Origin of the sequence: Paenibacillus sp. FSL W8-0187 (assembly GCF_037969755.1) — a bacterium.
Lineage (GTDB): Bacteria > Bacillota > Bacilli > Paenibacillales > Paenibacillaceae > Paenibacillus_AQ.
The window spans coordinates 4,363,015-4,383,490 of the sequence record NZ_CP150206.1; the positions used below are offsets into that span (position 1 = coordinate 4,363,015).

Genomic DNA, 20,476 nt, shown 5'->3' on the forward strand with positions numbered 1-20,476 from the left:
TCAATTGTGTAAAAATCCTTACGCCTGAACAGGTACGGAGACGGGTTTAGCAGGCGCGCTTAATCTTTTAATGCTCAGGTAATAGGCAATGCCGAGCGGGATGACGGCTCCGAGCCAAGCCAGCGGATTTGCCAGACTTGCGCCGAGGAACCCGATCTGCGCGGTCAGGAAGATGGCTGCCAATACCCGCATAATCAGTTCCATAATGCCGGCTACGGTTGGGATAAAGCTCTGCCCCAGTCCCTGCAGCGTGAAGCGGTAGATGAACAACAGCGACAGCAGCAAATAGGTGCTGCCGTTCGATAAGAAGTACAGCCTGCTAAGGGACAGCAATTCTTCCTCTCCTTGACCGACAAAGAGGCTGACGGCTGCAGGACCCGCAAATATAACCAGCAAGCCCACGGCGAGGCTGAAGGATCCCGAGACCCATATGCATTGTTTAACTCCAAGCTTGATTCGGTCTATGCGATTCGCTCCGAAGTTCTGGGCAGCAAAAGTCGCCATCGTAATGCCAAAGGAACTCATGGGTTGCGTAGCAAGCATGTCAATCTTCTGAGCTGCCGTATATGCGGCTACGGCCGTTGCCCCAAGACCGTTAAGCGTAATCTGTAGAATGATGGCTCCGATCGCAATGATGGAGGCTTGGAAGCCCATCGGGAAACCGACCCACATATGCTTGCGTATAAATGTCCAATCGATGGACCAATCGGCATTCTTGAACTGCAGAAGCGGAACCTTTTTGTGAATGTATAATAAGCAGAGCAGGCAGGAGAACAGCTGCGATACCACCGTGGCAAGACCTGCTCCGGCTACTCCCATCTTGAATACAAGAATAAACAACAGATCGAGTACGATGTTCAGAATGCTTGCGACCACCAAGAAGAGAAGCGGCGTCCGGCTGTCCCCAAGTGCTCTGAGCAGGTTAGCCAGCAAGTTGAACAGAACGGCTGCGCCAACACCCCAGTTAATAACGATTAAATACGAATAAGCATCATCCAAAATTTCTGCCGGCGTGTTCATCATGACGAGGACGGGCCTCGTGAATATGACACTCACAATGGTGAGGAAAACCGTGAATACAAGACTAATCCATATACTTGTTCCCACGCTTTTGCGGACGCCCGCGATATCCTTGGCGCCAAAGCGCTGCGCCGTTATGATGGACAAACCGGCCGTCAAGCCTTGGGCAAAGCCAATAACAAAAAACAATATACTGCCTGTCGAGCCCACAGCCGCAAGTGCGTTCACACCAATGGTACGACCCACGATCAGGGTATCCGCCATATTATAAAATTGTTGAAAAATATTTCCGATCAAAAGCGGGATCGTAAACATGATAATCAGCTTGATCGGACTTCCTTGCGTCATGTCTCTCATGTAGATTCTCCTATGCCGTCTTAAACGTTCCTCTTTATATTTATTTATATTATGACGTTACAAGCCTTGCCTATATAGCATCGCCTTGAAAACATTATAATGGGTGAGGGTCGTTTGTATTCTTGTGTATCTTATCATGAAAGAACATAAATTTCTGCATATTTATCATCAAAACCAAAACAAGAACAGGTTATCAGCATTTGAACCGTGCGTAGCCGATTTTGATCCATGATCTTTCCATAACAGAAGAGGCCAACCGGTTATTCCAGTTGACCTTTTCAACATAATATAATGAGCTATATCAATGGAATCCCGATGATTTATGCTTCTTCAACAGCAAGCTTATCCAAAGCCAGCTTCGCACGCGAACGGGCTTCCTCCACTGTGCCGGCGGTTGACAACGCAACTGCGATCCGTCTTCCGATCTTGGTCACCGGTTTCCCAAAAATGCGCAGCTGCGTATTCGGAACAGCCAGTGCTTGCTCGGCGCCGGTAACTGTATAATTCTCCAGCTCTCTCGCCGCTTTTAGCGGACGGCTGGCTCCCGGCGTTATCAATTCGATCTCCGGGATCGGAAAGCCAAGAATGGCACGGACGTGAAGCGCGAATTCAGATAAATTTTGCGTGACCAGTGTAACCAACCCGGTATCATGCGGTCGCGGAGACACCTCGCTAAAATACACTTTATCCTCAGTCAGGAACAATTCAACCCCGAACAATCCATAACCGCCAAGCTCATCGGTAATCTTCCTTGCAATATATTTAGCTTCCTCGATTTGCTCTTCCGACATATTGTGTGGCTGCCAGGATTCGATATAGTCCCCGCTCTCCTGAATATGTCCGATTGGCGCACAGAAGCTTGTTCCATTGACGGAACGAACGGTCAGAAGCGTGATCTCCGACTGGAATATAATGAATTCCTCAATGATCACTCTTCCGTTCTGCACACGGCCGCCCTCCATGGCGATGTTCCAGCAGGACTCGATATCTCCTTCGCAGCGGCATACGCTCTGGCCTTTACCTGAGGAGCTCATCAGAGGTTTAATTACACATGGAAACCCCATGTCCAGAACAGCCTGTTTAAACTCCTCATAAGTATCGGCAAATCGATAGCCCGCAGTAGGCAGCCCTAACTCCTCTGAAGCTAACCGGCGAATCCCTTCTCGGTCCATCGTAAGCTTCGCAGCTCTGGCAGTAGGAATAACCCGGTACCCCTCTTCCTCCAGCTTAACCAGTTCCGAGGTAGCCAGCGCCTCGATCTCAGGTACGATCAGGTCCGGCTTCTCCTGCTCAATGATTGCGCGCAGTTTCTCCCCATCCAGCATATCGATGACATGGCTATGATCGGCAACATGCATGGCAGGAGCGTCGGCATAACGATCGACGGCTATGGTTTCCACACCCAGTCTCTGTGCTTCAATCACGACTTCTTTTCCCAGTTCTCCCGAACCTAGCAGCAGTATTTTCTTCGTTTTTAACATCGTTGTTTTATCCCCTTTTCGTAGTTTCAGAGACTTATAGAATCAGAAAATAATAAAGAGGTAAGGGAAATAAGCTTCCCCTACCTCTGCCCAGGCGTACGGCCGTCGTCATCTATGTGCTCCCTCATGGTCCCCCATGCTGCGCCAGTCACACATAAACCTATACATTGTTATTTAAATCATACTGAATCTTCCCGTTAATTGCAATATCACCATAAGGCGACATTAGGATTTAGACTTCAGCATATCGATCGCATCCTTCAGCGATTGAGAAAACCACTTCTTGGGGTGAATAACCAACTGAATGTCCAGTCGAATGTCGGAATGCGCAAAGGGAAGAATCGCAAGCTCACCACGTTTGATTTCCTCCTCTGCTACCATCTTCGGCAATAATGAGATGCCCGTACCGGACATCACATATCTCTTGATTGCCTCCGGATTGCCCAATTCCAGGCCTATTCGCATTGGAACTCCGCTAGCACGCAGCACCTTTTCCAACATCATGCGGTAATTACAACTATCCTCGGGCATAATCCATTCGGCATCAGCCAGGTGTTCTAGCTCTATAACAGGTTTAACAAGAAGCGGATGATTCGGATGGGCAATCAGCAGAAGGGGCTCTTCCCGAATGGCGATCCAATTCAAGGAGGAGTCCTCTGGTTTTCTATCCAAAATAAGACCGAGATCATACTCGCCCTCTCTCACCTTACTGATAATGCTATCTTCACGATCCGGTTGTAAGCGGATGACAAGATCTTCATGCCTTTGTTTCAGCTGGTGAATGACGGACGGAAGAAAATAAGCGGCCAGCGAGTCTATCGTTCCGATCGATAAGGTGCCTCCGCCTTGCTTGGTCAGCTTTTCCTTCGACTGCTGGAACAGATCCAGCATTTGAACGGCATACTCAAACAGCTCCTCGCCGGACTTCGTCAGGCGCAAGCCTCTGCCATAACGTTCAAACAGCTTGACGCCATATTCCTTCTCCAGCTTCTGAATCTGGGTGGTTACGCTGGATTGAGCATAACCCAACTCATTCGCGGCTTTCGTAAAACTCTGGCGAATCGCAACCTCCCTGAAGGTTTGCAGGTAGATGAGTTCCATCGCTATCTCCTTATCAATAATACTGATAGTAATTATCTATTATTATAGTTAACTCCGATCTTAATTCCCATGTTAAAGTATAGCCATCACTCATGAATTGGAGGAAAGGTTATGTTGAGTCAGCAAGAACTGCATGGCATTTTTATTCCTGTGATCACTCCCTTTTTACAGGATTACGAACTGGATCTTCCTTCTTATCATCATTATTTGAAGAGTTTGTTATCCTACGATATTCAGGGATTGGTCATCAACGGAACGACCGGTGAAGCGCCGACCGTAGCTTGGGAGGAAGTCGTGCAGGTTGTGGAGCAAACGCGGGGGAGTTTGGGCGGACGGCTATTACCGCTCATCATTGGTACAGGTACCAACGATACGGTATCCAGCATAAAGCGAACGGAACTGGCAGGCCATATCGGTGCTGATGCGGTATTGGTCGTCACGCCGTATTACAGTCACCCTTCGATCGATGGCATTCTGCAGCATTTTCGAAGGGTGGCCGAGGTCGGGATCCCGGTAATTCTGTACGAAGTTCCATCGCGTACTGGAATCCGGTTACCGGTTGATGTCATAAGAAGAATCATGGAGATCCCCGGCGTGATCGGGATGAAAGACAGCACTGAAAGTACGGAGCTCATGAGAAGCTTATCCCATTACGATACGAAGCCCGTTCTATGTGGCAACGATGTCCTCTTTCATGAAATGCTGGTTCATGGAGCCTCTGGTGGAATATTGGCGTCGGCCAATGTGAATACCGAGGTTTTCATTCGGGTGTTTCAATTAGCTGCCCAAGGAGATTATTCACGATCCGAAATGGAATTCGAAGACCTGCTTCCCTACATTCGTAAGCTGTTTGAAGAATCCAATCCCGCTCCGCTAAAATGGTTGCTTGCCAAGCAGGGTATCATCTCATCGGACACCCTTCGACTGCCTATGGGACCCATTACGGATGAGCTTAAGCTCTCATTAGATCATGCAATGAAAATCTGATACAACCGGCTCGTTAATGTCATCGATTTCTCCTTGGAATGGCAAGGCATTCTCACTGCCTTGTCATTCTTGCTGCCTTGTCATTCTTGAACTGCGTACGTCATCTTCCTCTAAAAGCCCCGCTCTATTTCTTTCACGTCTATGACATGTGATAGATTTCACTGATTTTTCGCCAAAACAAGATGTTTCCGTTAAAATCTATCGCTTTAAAGGATTGATGAATGACAGGGTCCAACATATAATATGGGTACATTCAATCCTCCCAGAATTTTGAAAGGAGATTTGCAGTGCTGCCCTATTCCAGCCCTAATCATGATTTTGCCTTTGAACAATCTGTAATCGGAATGGCAATGGTATCGCTTGATGGAACGATTCTCAAGGTCAATTCGGCACTATGTGATCTATTGGGATATTCGCAGCAGGAGTTAACTGCCGGGGCGCCGCAAGAAGAAAACAGCTTCCGCGAATTACTGAATCGAGTGGTTCAGAACGCAAAAGCTGCACATGGGCTTCAGCAATCCCTAATCCCGTTTGAATATGCTTATTGCCATCCGTCCGGTCGCGAGTTATACCTTAATGCACGTTGCTCTGTTGAGCAGGATCCGGAGCAGGGTCCCAAGGGATATTTGGTACAATTTGAGGATCGAACGCTGCTGAGACAGCTCATGAAACAGCTGGAGCAGATGGAACAGAAGCTCAACGAGAAGGAACATTCGTTTCTGCAGCTGCTGGAAGGACTTCCCCTCTCCGTACTCATCACAAAAAAAGGCATTGTCCACTATGTTAATCCTGCCGCGCTCAGACTTGTTAACGCTGCGCATCCCCGTGACGTCCTTGGAATTTCAACCGACGTGATCGTCGACGCATCGTACCATAACGCATTGATGAAACGCAGGGCAAAATATGCGGAGAACGGAGAGCTCGGAAGCTTCAATTATCTGATACGCTGTCTGGACGGACAAAAGAAGATGGTCACCGGGTTCACGTTAATCATCAATTATGAAGGCGAGAAGGCCGCTGTCGGCATCTTTAAAGACATCACAGAGCAGCGGGCAGAAGAGGATCGCGTGATGCAATCCGAGAAGCTGACCACCGCCGGCCAGTTGGCCGCTGGCATTGCCCATGAAATTCGAAATCCATTAACTTCGATTAATGGATTCGTGAAGTTGCTGCGATCCGCGGAGCGCAGCAACGAGCTTTATTTTGAAATCATTGAATCGGAGCTCAAACGCATCGAGCTCATTGTCAATGAACTCCTGGTGCTCTCGAAACCGCAGGGCGTTCACATCAGCGGACCCATCGACGTGTTTGCCATTATGGAACAGATCATTACGCTGATGAAGGTTCAAGCTGCCCTCAAAAACATCGAGATCATCCCTCATTATCCGAGGGTTCCGGTCTTCGTTCAGGGTGAAGTAAACCAGCTCAAGCAAGTATTCATCAATCTGCTAAAAAATGCCATGGAAGCGATGAATCAAGGTGGTACCATTACCTTAGACATTTTGCACAATTCTCAAGAGGTTCAAATTATCGTGCAGGATGAAGGGGTTGGAATGACACAGGAGCAAATCCAATCCCTGGGACAGCCTTTTGTTACAACCAAAGACACCGGGACGGGACTCGGAATGATGATTACCAAGAACATTATTCATAATCATGGCGGAACGATGAACGTAGAGAGCATACCTGATCACGGGACAACCTTTACGATCCATTTACCGGCTTTATAACGCATACATATTATCGGAGGAAAAGGCATGGACAATCAGGAACCAAAAACACATAAACAATTTGCGATGGACTGCTTCAATCAGGTATGGGATATCTTGGAGAACAAACAACGTACACCGGAAGACGAAGAAAACATGATTCACATATGTCACAGCTCGTTTTGGCACTGGACACGGGTTGAAGATCATACACAGCGCAACCTTTCCATTGGATATTGGCAGCTCTCCAGAGTGTATGCGGTAGCGGGTCAAGGCGAACAAGCACTGCGTTATGCCAAGCGCTGCATCATTGTCGGATCATCGGCAAGCCTCGAACCATTCTATATAGGTTACGGGTATGAAGCGGAAGCCCGAGCCTATCTGGTCCTGGGAAACAAGGAGCAAGCTATGGCGTCCAAAGAAAACGCGACAAGGTATCTCGATAGGGTAACCGACAAGGAGAGCCATCAGATGCTTGCGAACGATCTCAAGAATCTGTAATCGGACACGGCCTTCCTCTGAGCAGACCCCTTATCGGAATGGTGCAGCCAGTTGATAACCGATATGATAAAAGACTTCTCTGATTAAAAAAGGGACTTTGCTTCTCAGGCTCTGATACGCACTCCGGGATGCGGGTGAAGGATTGGCTTCCAGGCCCATATCTTCTGCCATCATCATCGCCCGCTTCATATGCAGCGGGTCACTTACAATAAGGTAGGAGGACAGCCCTGCTGAATCTCCTACCTTATTGGCATAATGCAGATTTTGCTCGGTGATCCTCGAAGCCGTTTCGATAAGGATATCGCTCTCTGGAACACCGTGCTTGATGGCATACTGCCTGGCGACTTCCGATTCAGCAAGTTCATCCTCCGAACTACGTCCACCTGTAAATATCAGCTTGTTTACGAACTGACGGTCATACAGCCAAAGTGCATGATCAATGCGTCCCTGAAAAACAGGCGAAGGCTCTCCTTCCCATACTGCAGCCCCCAGCACTATTGCTGCATCAGCCGGGATATTCACTATTCTTTGTGCGTAGTTCCAAATCGTGCTGCCCACATATATCGTATAAATCAGCAGGATTCCCATTAGTCCCAGCAAAACTCGAATCACGATACGCTTTCTTCTGCCCCCCGCTTCCCTTGCCGGCATATTTCGCATCATGTTGCACCTCCAAGCCCAATCTTAATCTAGCTAAGGCATCCGTTCTAAGCAAGCCGCCCTTATTCACAGATTTCAGAAAAAATAAGCCCAATGCACCTCATTGTTATGAGAGATACATTGGGCACGCATGTTACAACAACAGAACTATGAAATAGTACGCCATTCAGACTTTAGCATAGCATAGGAATACTCATCCCACCAAATATCGCCACGAGGGATACACTGTTGAAAATAGCCTTCTCTCCTCATGCCCAGCTTCTCCATCACCCGGTACGAAGGTGTATTCTCGGGCTGGCATGTCGCAATGATTCGATGCAACCCCAATACCTCGAAGCCGTGCTGAAGCAAAGCTCTGGCGGCTTCCGTGGCAAACCCCCTACGATGATAGGTCGAATTAAACACCCAGCCGATTTCATACGTATGTTCGCCGAACCATGGATGAAACACCATGTGACCAATCACATGCTGATCTTCCTGCAGCATAACCGCATAATGATGAGCTTTTTCACCCTTGTTCTGCTCCAAAAATTGCTTCACCGTTTCTTCCGTATGCACCGGCTCAGGCATGTAATGCATCACCACCGGATCGGATGTATACTGCAGAACATCCTGCCAATCATCTGGTTCAAACTCGCGAATCACTAATCTTTCGGTAACGATATCCATTTGCCTAACTCCTCTTCAAGTTGTATTTAAGTGTCCTCATTCCTCACACTTCAATACAGAGGCAAATGCGATTCGCCGTATATGCAGATCTTTCTTGATAACGCCGGGTCACCCTCTTTCACTGTACAGACTACTCCGAATATATTCGCCCTAAATTATGAGACTCCTTCATAATATGTCAAATTCCCGGTTATTTTGGCTGAGAATCGATTTCATTTTATCAAAATGCATGCCTTCATGATATAAGCAAAAGCTTAAGAATTCTTCTACCCTGGTTAACTTTAAACCTTTGGAGGTTGTATAGGGAGATAAAACCGTTCAAATGGACAGCCCTTCTCCCTATAGATATTCTTAACTATAGTCTGTAATCCGTGACGGAAAATCAGCAGCAATAAAGATAGAATGTTTATTGCTGATTCAACTCGTCCAATAGCTGAAGCAGCGTTTCTTCCTTCACTGCGCTACCCCCTCGTCTTTTTCATCAATAACATGATCCTCCAACAATATGGTATCAGATATGCGACGACTTGAACGGGATCCAGTCGGCAACCATTTATTGTTTAATGAATTTCCATTGACACCGGTTTCATTAAGGATATATTATAAACTTAAATAGAGTTTTTCAATATTAATTCTTCATAAACATTTTGATAATCCCACATTCACGTCCTTTTAAGTTTATTTATTAAACTTAAAGGGCAGAGTGTTTAAAGAGGAAGGTAGTGATCGCACACAATGGAAGTACATTTGCCCAGCACGATTCGCAGGATGAACAAAGAGATTGTGCTCAACACCATTAAGGATATGGGACCTATAGCCCGGACCGACATTGCCAAAGAGACCGGGATAACCAAGGCAACCGTGTCCGATATCGTCAAGACACTCATTGAGGAGAAGTTAATTTTTGACGAGAAGGATGACGCCGATTTAAGCAAACGCGGCACAAGACTTCATTTTGCCAAGAACGCCGCCTTCGGTATCGCCGTTGATCTTGGGGGGACTACCCTCCATTTCGGACAATTCAATCTGGCCGGCGAATGCATCGCTAAGCATACCGTTGCTACTTATAAGCATCAGTCAAGCCGGGAATTTCTAGACCATATGGCAACCGACATCAAAGATTTCATTGAATCTACCAGACAGCCGGCCAACCGCCTCGCATTCATAAGTATTGCCACTCCCGGAATCGTTGATCCATCCTGCGGCATGGTCCTTGAAGGATCTCCCAACTTGCCGGAATGGAAGAACATTGATCTAAGGCAGTACTTTAGCAACGTATTTCAGGTACCCGTTACCGTTGAGAACGACGTGCGAGCTGCGCTTGTCGGCGAGATGTATGCCGGCGCGCTCCAGAATTTAAACTCTGCCGTGCTCATTGGCATTGGAACCGGGCTGGGTTCCGCTATTCTGATTGACGGCAAATTGATACGAGGTGCAAGAAACGCAGCAGGTGAAATTGGTTACATGCTGTTTCAGCAGCATCATTTGTATACCCCATCGGACAAGGGACACTTTGAAATTATATGTTCCGGTTCCGGTTTGGAAGCTGCTGCGCTTAAGATTTTCGATAAGAAGCTTACGGCTAAAGAAGTATTTGAGATGTCTGTGGAGGGAGATATCCAGGCACGTCATTTGGTTTCTAGATTCGAGGAGCATTTGGCCCTGGGCATTCTGAATATTATTTCCCTGCTCAATCCGGAGAAGATCCTGCTTATGGGTGGATTAACGCAATCCCTCTCGCTCGAAGGATTGAATGCCAAAGTGGGGCTCCACACTACGGACGTGACCGATGTTACGATCGAGATATCAACCCTACAGCATCAATCCGCACTGCAAGGCATAGCCATTCTGGGCTTAAAGCAAGCTTACCCGTCACTTCAATATATGAATGACAAACAACTCTACTAACAGGAGCGTGATTATAAAATGTCAGGAATCCAATTGCACCCGCATGATATTGTAGACGAAGGTATACCGCAGATTATGTCTTATATTCGTAAGCTGAAGGATGTCCGTTACATCTTCCCTGAAGTTAATACCATTTTCGAACGAAATCCGAACCCTGTTGGCCGTTTACCGCGAAACGCCGTGCACGAAGTTGTATTCGGTACGGGAACGATGCACGCCATCCTTCCTTCTTATGAGGGCTCTGGACTTGATCAGCGAAGAGAACTCACCCTCAGCCCGGATCAGGACCCTTTGATGATGATTAAAGAATCACTGCAGGACGAAGAGTACGAGATTATCCCGTGGCTGAATATTTTAAATGGCCATTTTGAAGGCCGTTTGCTCGCCAACAACCTAGTTACGGATATGGATGGACAAGTCATACCTCACTGGCTCTGTCCCAATGCCCCTGATGTCATCGGCTTCTGGGAAACAGCATTGCTCGACTTGCGCAAGCGCTACGGATACACCACTTACATGATTGATCGCATCCGGTATCCGGATTGGGGCGGCGAAGAAGTGAACCCGAAAGGATTGTTAACTTGCTTCTGTCCGCACTGCGAGAAGAAAATGCTGAAACAGCACATGGATGTAAGCGCCCTCAAGGATACGCTGAGACAATGGACCTCCCTAATTGCAGAGAAAAAATTCGAGGAGGCCGTAACGTTTGCCCAAAACCATGTGCTTATACAAGAATGGATCACGTTTCGTCAACGAAGCGTAACCGGCTTCGTGGAACGTCTCATCGATCGCGTAAGGAAAGTAAACGAAGACTTTACCTTGTGGCTGGACCTCTGGCCTCCTGCTTACAGCTGGATGCTCGGTCAGGATTATGCAAGCATCACGAAGTTTGCGCCCGCCTTGAAACATTTTCCGTATCATAAGCTGGGCGGCGGTGCGGACGTACAAGGACTGATTCATTATTTAGCGGATACTGCAGAGGAACAGGAACGTGCATTCCGAGCTTTTAAAAGATTCTTTGAGCTTCCGTACGACCTGTCCTATGAGACGTTTAAGCGAGAAGGGTTCCCTATTCAATTTGTCGCTGATCAGAACAACAAGGTGCGAAATCTATCCGCCCCCGATACGCGTATCTATAGCGGAATTCAGATGTGGAACATCTCTCCTCAGAATCTGATCGAGGCCGTGAAGGCCGGTGAGCGTAGTGCCGCAGATGAACTGCTGTACTACTGTTACGGCTGGGCTGCGGATGAACTGTTTGAAGCCATACAAACCTATCGAGAGAAAGGAATGAACTAGCATGCAAAAAATACAGCGCCCCATTATTTACTTTCTCATCTTTGCTACCATGTTTGTACTCGGCGGAATTCAGAACACCAAGGGGCTCATTCTGGAGAAGGTCCAGACCGATATCAATCTGGATCTCAGCCAAGTCGGCGTTATGGTATCCGTCTTTCAAGTAGGATTTTTGCTGGCAAGCCTTGTGGCCGGTATATTCGCAGACCGTAAAGGCATCAAGATTGTCATGACCTTCGGTACGGTTCTGATGATTCTCGGTTTAATCGGAACCGGCTCCTCCTATGCCGTGGCCTTCTTCCTCGGATTCTATCTGATTGTCGGTGTTGGTATCGGCTCCATGACAGTCTCTGTTGCGACGCTGATCCCCACCTTCTTCAAGGAACGATCCGGCGTGGTGTTCAACCTAGCCAACGCGTTATTCGGAGTTGGAATGATTGTTACTCCGCTCGTACTGAATGCGATTTTCTCTCACAACATCAGTTGGCGGATGTTCTATATCGGAGTAGCCGTCGTGATTGCCCTCATTCTGGCTGGACTTATGATGTTTAAACCGGAACGGAAGGTCGTCTCCGAAGGACAAGATAAAGTCAGCTTGATGTCGGTTGCAAGATTGTTTAAGGATCGCCAAATCTTATACGTCATTCTGTTCATTTTGTTCTATGTTGCAGCAGAAGCCGGATTCCTGAATTTCTTCCCTATCTTCTATACGTCGCTGGACATAGCCGGGATGGACGCGGCGCAGAAAGCCTCAACGGCAGCGTATATCATTGCCAGCTTTGCTTTCTTATTTACCATTGGACGTTTCGTGGGCGGGTTCATCATCTACAAGCTTGGCGAAAGACGCACCTTGATCGGATTCTCCGTATTCGCTTTTCTAGCCTTGATTCTCGGGCGGGTCCTAGTTGTGAACGCCAGCTATCTGATGATGCTGTTCGGACTTGCCCTGTCCGTATTGTTTCCGACGGCTCAGGGCATTGCTTCGAAACTCACGAAGCAGGCCGGGTCACTGCAAGGCCTCATCTACGTTGCCTCTGGTTTGGGAGGTGCCGTTGTTGGACTCTTGATTGGAGAAGTATCCGATTCCTTTGGCATTCAGCATGGATTTAATATGATCTTTCTTTTTACAGCAATTATTACAGTGTTGGCCCTGCTTATTCGCACCCCTGGACGGACAAAAGCCTAATCATTTCTGCATAATCATTACGCTCCCCAAGATCGCCCGCAGCATCGGGCGATCTTTTTATTTTTGGACTGCCACGATGCTCACAAGAGATTTTTCATCTTCTGTGCAACATTAGCACGTCCCGTCCGTCTATGGATATATAGCAGCAAGTACATATTACCAATTCATGATAAGACTTAGCTGAATCCTAGCGTTCTATGATAATCTACATTTGGAGGATACTACCATGAAAAAAATCTACAAAGTACTAACAACCGCTACAGTTCTAGCGATGGCGGCACTGCCGATAGCAGCGAATGCACAGGACGTCCCTCCTGCTTCAGCCCATACGGGACAAGGTAACATCATGAACCAGGTGAAGAAAAGCGTGCCTGGAACGATGGGCTACATAAAGGACTTCGTAAATGACAAAACAGGCACATGGATTACCGTAGCCGGCCGGGGGTTGGCAGCAACCGACCAACAAGAAATCAGGCTCTCCGTATCCAAGGATACTAAAATCATCGATGCCCAAGGGAACCAGGTCCAGCTGCAAACGATCGTGGATAAAAACAAAGCGATAAAAGCTTTCTATAGCCCAAACATAACGAAGAGCTTACCCGCTCAAGGTTCGGCGCTTACGATTATTGTTCAGGATCACGACTTTGCCGTTATAGATGGAACTATCTCCGAGGTTAACAAACAAGGTATCCTTGTGGAGGGAACCAATCTGTACAACGACAGCCAAGAGACCATTCTGCTTCATCTGGATCCAAAAGCAAAAATCATCGATCAAAATGGCAACACAATGAAAGCAAGCGACCTGAAAACCGGCATGAGCATTCGTTCCTTCTATGGACCTACCGTTGCGTTAAGTATGCCGCCTCAATCAACAACGAATTATATTCGGGTCAACGCGGATGCCGAGAATAACGATCAGGAGCAAGCAGCCGGCATTGACGGAATCCTTACAGAAATGAAGGATGGAAGAATTAGCGTTTCCGGTAAACCAGTTAAAGCAGGTGACCTCGAATACATCGTGCTCGCTGTTGATGGCGACACAAAGATTGTAGATGCCGAGGGCAAACCATTAACAGCTGAAGCCTTGAAATCGGGTCTGCGAATCGAAGCTGAATACGTGTCCGTGATTTACCCTGCCCTGTCGCATGCAGATAAGATCGTGGTCTCCGATACCTCAGCGCCCAAAGTCGAAGGCACGATAACTGCATCCGAACGCACTTCTAAGGATCAACTGTATATCAATGTAGGTTCAGATCAATCCACGGATAACGATATCATCATCACCATCTCCAAGGATACTCAAGTGATTGGACTGAATCCCGACGAGAAGCTGGAACCCGGCATGAAAATCGTGGTCTCCCACTCCCCGATCATGACCATGTCCATACCCGCATTCACTTCCGCCGAAGTGATTATGGTTCAAGCCGACAACTAAGCTAATGTTCTGGCTGCTTACCGTAGCTAAAATAAATCGCCAAAAAACAAAAAAACATCGTACTCAGGAATTCCTGAATACGATGTTTTTTTAATGTAGTAAGATATCAATCGTTACTTAACTATTCCTCAAATTCCACGTTGTGATACACCTGCTGAACATCCTCGAGGTCTTCCAGTGCATCGATCAGCTTCTCGAACTGTACCTGTCCTTCTTCCGGTAAGGTGACAAAATTCTGAGCCAGCATGGTAAGCTCGGCAACGGTAAACTCCGTAATTCCAGCGGCTTTGAATGCTTCCTGAACCGCATGGAACTGGTCGGGTTCAGCATAGACGATCACCGCTTCTTCCTCTTCCAGGATGTCACGGACATCCAGATCGGCCTCGAGCAGCAGGTCCATAACTTCCTCAGCCGACTTACCTTCAACGCCGATTACTGCGGTTGGATCAAACATATAAGATACTGAACCGCTGACGCCCATATTGCCGCCGTTCTTATTAAAGGCAGAACGTACAGCAGGCGCCGTACGATTGACGTTGTTGGTTAAAGCATCAACAATGATCATCGAACCATTCGGACCAAAACCTTCATAGCGCAGCTCTTCATAATTCTCATCCCCGCTGCCTTTGGCTTTATCCAAGGCACGGTCAATAATGGCTTTCGGCACATTGTATGTTTTGGCACGCTCAAGAACAACCTTCAGCGCACGGTTGGACTCGGGATCCGGCTCGCCTTTTTTGGCAGCAACATAGATTTCTACACCGAATTTCGCGTATACGCGACTTGTATTAGCATCCTTGGATGCTTTCTTTTCCTTAATATTATTCCATTTACGGCCCATACATTTCCGCTCTCTTTCATCATTGAATCTGTAGCCGGTATTCAATAAATACCCTTGTCCATTATATCTCTATTAAGTCCCTTGAACAAGGTTAAGAGCGTATATCCGGAAAATAGACACATCCCCGTAATCATCAATCCGTGATGATCGCCGACGAGTAAGCTATAAGGAAGATTTTATATTCCAACAAATGAACGAGAAATTCTTGAAGGAGGCTGGAATTGCCCCCAGATATGTATGCCGGGTTGACGAACCTCCGGCTATTGCAAGTCTTGTTCGTGCTGGTCTTGGTGCTGCCCTCTTCGAATGTCTCAAAGGCACTTCCTGCTCATGAACAAATGCGGGAAGCGCTTTTTTTACGAAAAAAGTAGATGAAATAAAAAAAACAGTTGATTATTTATAGACAAAATAATATTATGTCTATGTATCAAACAACGAAATGCGCATTCGCTTGTTTTTTACGATATCCCATCTGTTAAGTACAGATCCCGAAAGGAGACACCTTCATTTTGCTTAACAATCCCTATGTTCGAACGATTGTCTTGTCACGCATTCTCTTGAATCTTGGCATTTGGGTTCGTAACTTTGCCATTCTGCTATACGTTACCGACTTGACAGGCAATAACCCTGTGTATGTATCCCTCATATCCGTAGCTGAATTTGCGCCCATTTTCTTGTTTGCCTTCATCGGCGGTACTTTCGCGGACCGCTGGCGACCCAAGCGTACTATGGTCAGTTCTGATGCATTGTCTGCGGTATCGGTATTTCTCGTACTGATCGCCGTTCATAACGGGTCGTGGCAGGCATTGCTGGTACTTACGTTCGTCTCAGCTTCGCTGTCTCAATTCTCTCAGCCCTCAGCGATGAAGCTGTTCAAACAGCATGTACCCGCTGAACAGCTGCAATCCGTGATGGCCATGTTTCAATCGATGGTTGCCTTCTTTACGGTCATCGGCCCGATCGCCGGTGCATTTGTATATCAAACGTTCGGCATAGAAGTATCGCTGATCGTAACAGGCGCGTTATTCCTGGGTTCTGGATTGATTCTGACAATGCTGCCCCGTGATTTACAGGAAGAGACACAATCCAAGCAGCAGAACCTGAAACAAGAGCTTATTGAAGGCCTTCGTTATGTGTGGAATAATCAAACGCTTCGAACCCTTGGCGCGACCTTCGCCGCGGCTGGCTTGGGAGCGGGACTTACTCAGCCGCTCGCGATATTTGTGACGATTGAGAACCTCGGTCAGGATAAGTCATTCTTGCAATGGCTGTTAACGGTCAATGGGGCGGCGATGCTCGTCGGAGGGGGCTTCGTCATGGCATTTGCTAAGAAAATACCCCCTCAAACCTTACTTGCTCTCGGCCTGAGCGTTAGTGCTGTCGGGACCCTTGGTATCGGCTGGTCAACCAGCGTCATCTTTACGATACTGCTTCTAGTGCTTAACGGATTCTTTTATCCGACCATCCACATTGGAATCAACACCATGATCCTAAACAATACGGAGGGGCCGTATATCGGTCGGGTCGGCGGCGCCCTAACCCCCATCTATATGGGAATGATGGTGCTGGGCATGTCGCTGGGGGGATTGCTCAAAGACCAACTGTCCCTGTTCGCCGTTTATGCGGCCAGCACATTCTTATTCCTGACCGGTTCGGCGCTGCTGCTCCCTCTGTTGAAAAAGAAAACGAGCACCGCAAGCGTATTGGAGCAATGAACAACAATAAGAGCCGCCTCACACATTTCTAGAGGCGGCTCTTATTCTCTTATTTTATTTTGAACTCCAGCATATGTTTTTCTACTTCTTGTTCAGATGCATACGATGAACGGGATTCAGGATACAACTTCAGTACCATAGACTCTGGATCATCCAGCATATTGCTGCTGAACGTATACTGAGACCCATCCTCCGTTCCGTGTCCCAACAAGCTGGACAATTTATAAGTTCGCCCATCTGCCGTCTTCGATACAATTTCGAATGGTTGTACCATGTCACTTATCGAAAGCTTGGTTTGAAAATCAATTTTTTTCCCAGGATCGTAAGCGAATCTTACTTGTGTCATGAGCGGAGAAATCTCAACCTCAGATAACACAATCTGATGATCGCCTAGCTTGAATGTTTGATTTGGTTGATACGTCTCCGTCTTGATTGAAGCAAATTTCGGATCCAAGTTGAACTTAATTTTCATCCTCTCGGAGTAATTCATCTCTGACTTGACCGTTCCTGTCTTGGGATCAGACAGTTTGCCTCGATCTACGGATGCAATTTGAAAATCCACTTCAATGCTTCTAGGGAAAGGTTGGCTGCGATCCAACTTTAATGTTCCACGCCCTTGCCAGCTTTGACTCTCCCAGCCTCCTATTTTTGAGGTATTTCCTAAAGAACGGCCTGTTTGCGCATCCTTCATTCTAACACTGTTCACATCATAGATCTCCTGGCTGTAATCCGTCTTGGCTGAATATAACAGTATTAATTTGTTCTCGTCCGCTGTAACAGCATCGATGTTAATCTCGTAAAGTCCCGATTTCACCGACTTGTTGATCATCTGAATATAATTGTTTCTTATCGCCGACTCCAATGTACTTTGATCGATATCATAGTCCATTCCCTTAAACTTGCTCAGTGCTCCCCAGTCCAACGTCTGCTCCTTGGCTGCCTGTGGAGCAACGGTGTCCTTGAACGGACTGAGCAGCCACAAACCGGCAGCCATAATAGTTATGAGTGTGATAGCAGCCACTTTCAAAGAAAGATTTCGAGATTTCCCGCGCGTCCGTCCCATCGCCAACCCGCGCTGAATAGCGTATGTAGCATCGATAGCATGAAGCTGCTGCCGTTGTTCCTGACGGATCTGTTCCGCATCGGCAAGCATTGCTTGTTCTTCAGGACTAGTCATCCTGCCATTCCCCCCGATTATTCATTAATTTTCGTAAATGCTCCAGCCCCTTGTACTGCCATGTCTTTACTGTTCCCTCCGGCTTGCCGAGGATCGCAGCTATCTCCTTCAGTGTCATGTCATTATAATATTTCAATATCAGCACATGTCGGTACTTGGGCTTCACCTTTTTCAGAACGGGCCACATAGCAAGCCTGTTATGATTGAACCCTCCCAAAGCTGGTTTGACAATCGCTTTTTCCAGCTCATGATCAGGCACTGGGACAGCTCGCTTGCGACGTCTCTGTTCGTCAATACAAACATAGATCAAGATGCGGATGATCCAGGCTTTGAATGCTCTCCCTTCTTTTAACGTTGAACGCTTGACCCATGCTCTACACGTCATCTCCTGCACTGCTTCCAGGGCATCATATCGGTTGCACAAATAACTGTAAGCAATATGGATCAGTGTGTCCTTGTGTTCCATAATAGCCTGGTAAAAATCGGTTTCTTCTTCCGTTGTTGTCAGTACCACCTTTTTCATCTCTGCTTGGGAGCCCATCATGATCTCCTCTCCTTCTCTCTCTATATGATGCTCTATGGGTTAAGACGGACGAACTCCCAAAACGGTTTTAATTTATCTCAATCCCATGTGCAATAAACAAAACAAACCGAAGCTCTCCTCAAGAAGAACTCCGGTTTGTTTATAACTGAGTATCATTATGCATGAAATTGTTGCCCGTCTAATACTTCCTTCACGTAACCGGCACGAATAACAAAGTCACCGAAATGCTCGCCTTGCTCGCGTTCTTGTGCAAATTGCTTCATGATGGGACGAAGGGAATCCAAAATTTCGGCCTCACCGATGTTTTCCTTATAAAGCTTGTTCAGTCGGTGTCCGGAGAAACCTCCACCCAGGTACATGTTATATTTTCCAGGCGCCTTTCCGATAAATGCGATTTCGGCCAGCATCGGTCTGGCACATCCATTCGGGCACCCGGTCATTCGAATGACGATATCCTCTTCGCGAAGTCCGTTCTCTTCCAGAATGACATCGATTTTATCCAATAACGTCGGCAAATATCGCTCGGATTCTGCCATCGCCAATCCACATGTCGGTAGGGCTACACATGCCATGGAATTTCTTCTCAGGGCAGAATCATGATGACCGTCCATAAGTCCGTAACGCTTGATGAGTTCTTCAATCTTTTTCTTCTTGTGGCTGCTGATATTGGCAATGATCAGATTCTGATTGGCCGTCAGACGAAAATCTCCATTATGGATTTGAGCGATTTCACGCAGGCCTGTCATCAGCAGGTAATCGGCTTCGTCTTTCACACGCCCGTTTTGGATGAACAGTGTAAAATGCCATTTGCCATTGCTGCCTTTAACCCAGCCGTAGCGATCACCATTATGATCAAAATGAAACGGTTTTGCCTCCTCCAGCTTCCAACCCAGACGGCTTGTGAGCTCGCCCACAAACCAATCGATTCCGCGATCATCAATCGTATATTTGAAACGAGCATGCTTGCGCACCGCACGGTCTCCGTAATCACGTTGGATCATCACCGTCTTCTCGGCCAAGTCAACGATCTGCTCGGGTTTGCAGAAACCAATGACTTTTGCCACTTGAGGATAGGTTAACGGATCACCGTGTGTCATCCCCATGCCACCGCCTACCGAAACGTTAAAGCCTTTCAATTGTCCTTCCTCAATGATTGCAATGAGGCCAAGATCTTGGGAATACACATCAACATCATTGGAAGGCGGCACAGCCATCCCGATCTTGAATTTCCGCGGCAGATACACCGGCCCATAAATCGGCTCCTGCTCCTCCTGGAGGCTGTCTACAATCTTCTCGCCGTCCAGCCAAATCTCATGATACGCACGCGAGCGCGGATCGAGATGACTGCTAAGCATACGTGCCCATTCGTATACCTCCGAATGAATTTCGGATTGATAAGGGTTCGGATTGCACATCACGTTACGGTTGACGTCACCGCAAGCAGCCAATGTACTAAGCATGGCTTCATTCACTTCTTGAATGGTGCTCTTCATATTCCACTTCAGTACGCCATGAAGCTGAAAAGATTGGCGTGTGGTCAAGCGAATCGTTCCGTTGGCATACTTTTGGGCTACATGGTCCATCATCAGCCATTGCTCCGGAGTTACGACACCGCCAGCGGCACGAACACGCAGCATGAACTGGTAAGCAGGCTCAAGCTTTTGCTTGTGTCGTTCGTTACGCAAATCCCGGTCATCCTGCATATAACTGCCGTGAAATTTCATCAGCCGGTTATCGTCTTCGGGAATCGATGCCGTAATGCGATCCTCTAATGTCTCTACAAGACTGCCACGCAGATAGTTGCTTCGACGCTTGATGTCCTCAACATCACTATGCGGCGCACTATGGGGTGATACTAGATTATTATCAGACATGTTCCTTTTTCTCCT

17 protein-coding genes and 1 riboswitch are annotated in these 20,476 nt (G+C 47.3%); of the genes, 8 read left to right on the forward strand and 9 right to left on the reverse strand.

Translation table 11 applies throughout. From position 1 onward, the window contains the following. Nucleotides 1-18: 18 nt before the first annotated feature. The 3 genes from MKY48_RS19430 to MKY48_RS19440 form a co-directional block, all read right to left on the reverse strand. Nucleotides 19-1,377 carry an MATE family efflux transporter gene (locus MKY48_RS19430; protein WP_215163007.1) on the reverse strand — a complete coding sequence of 453 codons (1,359 nt, stop codon included), beginning with the start codon at nucleotides 1,375-1,377 and terminating at the stop codon, nucleotides 19-21. 320 nt (nucleotides 1,378-1,697) lie between these two features. After that, on the reverse strand, nucleotides 1,698-2,858 hold the full coding sequence (purT, locus tag MKY48_RS19435) for a phosphoribosylglycinamide formyltransferase 2 (protein ID WP_215163008.1): 1,161 nt from the start codon (nucleotides 2,856-2,858) through the stop codon (nucleotides 1,698-1,700). Between the two features lie 81 nt (nucleotides 2,859-2,939). Beyond that, nucleotides 2,940-3,020: riboswitch (ZMP/ZTP riboswitch) on the reverse strand. 63 nt (nucleotides 3,021-3,083) lie between these two features. Continuing rightward, nucleotides 3,084-3,959, reverse strand: coding sequence for a LysR family transcriptional regulator (locus MKY48_RS19440; RefSeq protein ID WP_339265607.1), 876 nt, complete (start codon nucleotides 3,957-3,959; stop codon nucleotides 3,084-3,086). A 111-nt stretch (nucleotides 3,960-4,070) separates the two neighbouring features. On the opposite strand from MKY48_RS19440, the gene dapA reads away from it, so the two are divergent. The 3 genes from dapA (at nucleotide 4,071) to MKY48_RS19455 (ending at nucleotide 7,156) form a co-directional block, all read left to right on the forward strand. Further along, nucleotides 4,071-4,946 (forward strand): 4-hydroxy-tetrahydrodipicolinate synthase, encoded by an 876-nt coding sequence (gene dapA, locus MKY48_RS19445; protein WP_339265609.1) that lies wholly within the window; start codon nucleotides 4,071-4,073, stop codon nucleotides 4,944-4,946. Nucleotides 4,947-5,233: 287 nt separating this feature from the next. After that, the gene (locus tag MKY48_RS19450) at nucleotides 5,234-6,676 is read left to right on the forward strand and encodes an ATP-binding protein (RefSeq protein WP_339265610.1); all 1,443 of its coding nucleotides are present in this window, start codon (nucleotides 5,234-5,236) and stop codon (nucleotides 6,674-6,676) included. 27 nt (nucleotides 6,677-6,703) lie between these two features. Beyond that, nucleotides 6,704-7,156 (forward strand): hypothetical protein, encoded by a 453-nt coding sequence (locus MKY48_RS19455; RefSeq protein ID WP_076321779.1) that lies wholly within the window; start codon nucleotides 6,704-6,706, stop codon nucleotides 7,154-7,156. 30 nt (nucleotides 7,157-7,186) lie between these two features. Here the strand turns inward: MKY48_RS19455 and MKY48_RS19460 are convergent, their stop codons facing one another. After that, nucleotides 7,187-7,819, reverse strand: a complete 633-nt coding sequence (locus tag MKY48_RS19460) for a YdcF family protein (protein ID WP_339265612.1) — start codon at nucleotides 7,817-7,819, stop codon at nucleotides 7,187-7,189. A 144-nt stretch (nucleotides 7,820-7,963) separates the two neighbouring features. Continuing rightward, nucleotides 7,964-8,485, reverse strand: coding sequence for a GNAT family protein (locus MKY48_RS19465; RefSeq protein ID WP_339265614.1), 522 nt, complete (start codon nucleotides 8,483-8,485; stop codon nucleotides 7,964-7,966). Between the two features lie 735 nt (nucleotides 8,486-9,220). On the opposite strand from MKY48_RS19465, the gene MKY48_RS19470 reads away from it, so the two are divergent. From MKY48_RS19470 to MKY48_RS19485, 4 genes are all read left to right on the forward strand, one after another. Further along, the gene (locus tag MKY48_RS19470; RefSeq protein WP_215163014.1) at nucleotides 9,221-10,393 is read left to right on the forward strand and encodes an ROK family transcriptional regulator; all 1,173 of its coding nucleotides are present in this window, start codon (nucleotides 9,221-9,223) and stop codon (nucleotides 10,391-10,393) included. Nucleotides 10,394-10,411: 18 nt separating this feature from the next. Continuing rightward, a complete protein-coding gene (locus MKY48_RS19475; RefSeq protein ID WP_339265617.1) occupies nucleotides 10,412-11,692 on the forward strand; it encodes a hypothetical protein in 1,281 nt (426 codons plus the stop codon). Nucleotide 11,693: 1 nt separating this feature from the next. Beyond that, entirely contained in the window at nucleotides 11,694-12,875 is a 1,182-nt protein-coding gene (locus MKY48_RS19480) for an MFS transporter (protein ID WP_215163016.1), read from the forward strand. 226 nt (nucleotides 12,876-13,101) lie between these two features. After that, nucleotides 13,102-14,310, forward strand: coding sequence for a peptidase (locus tag MKY48_RS19485; protein ID WP_339290437.1), 1,209 nt, complete (start codon nucleotides 13,102-13,104; stop codon nucleotides 14,308-14,310). A gap of 121 nt (nucleotides 14,311-14,431) precedes the next feature. On the opposite strand, the gene MKY48_RS19490 is transcribed toward MKY48_RS19485, so the two are convergent. Continuing rightward, on the reverse strand, nucleotides 14,432-15,151 hold the full coding sequence (locus MKY48_RS19490) for a YebC/PmpR family DNA-binding transcriptional regulator (RefSeq protein WP_076321809.1): 720 nt from the start codon (nucleotides 15,149-15,151) through the stop codon (nucleotides 14,432-14,434). 509 nt (nucleotides 15,152-15,660) lie between these two features. Between MKY48_RS19490 and MKY48_RS19495 the strand changes: the two genes are divergently transcribed. Then, nucleotides 15,661-16,866, forward strand: coding sequence for an MFS transporter (locus tag MKY48_RS19495; protein WP_339265622.1), 1,206 nt, complete (start codon nucleotides 15,661-15,663; stop codon nucleotides 16,864-16,866). A gap of 49 nt (nucleotides 16,867-16,915) precedes the next feature. Here MKY48_RS19495 and MKY48_RS19500 read toward each other — a convergent pair whose 3' ends face one another. From MKY48_RS19500 to cysI, 3 genes are all read right to left on the reverse strand, one after another. Then, nucleotides 16,916-18,043 (reverse strand): DUF4179 domain-containing protein, encoded by a 1,128-nt coding sequence (locus tag MKY48_RS19500; RefSeq protein ID WP_339265623.1) that lies wholly within the window; start codon nucleotides 18,041-18,043, stop codon nucleotides 16,916-16,918. Beyond that, on the reverse strand, nucleotides 18,036-18,587 hold the full coding sequence (locus MKY48_RS19505) for a sigma-70 family RNA polymerase sigma factor (RefSeq protein ID WP_339290440.1): 552 nt from the start codon (nucleotides 18,585-18,587) through the stop codon (nucleotides 18,036-18,038). Before MKY48_RS19505 ends, MKY48_RS19500 begins: the two co-directional genes overlap by 8 nt. Nucleotides 18,588-18,742: 155 nt before the next feature. Beyond that, a complete protein-coding gene (gene cysI / locus MKY48_RS19510) occupies nucleotides 18,743-20,461 on the reverse strand; it encodes an assimilatory sulfite reductase (NADPH) hemoprotein subunit (RefSeq protein WP_339265626.1) in 1,719 nt (572 codons plus the stop codon). Nucleotides 20,462-20,476: the final 15 nt, after the last annotated feature.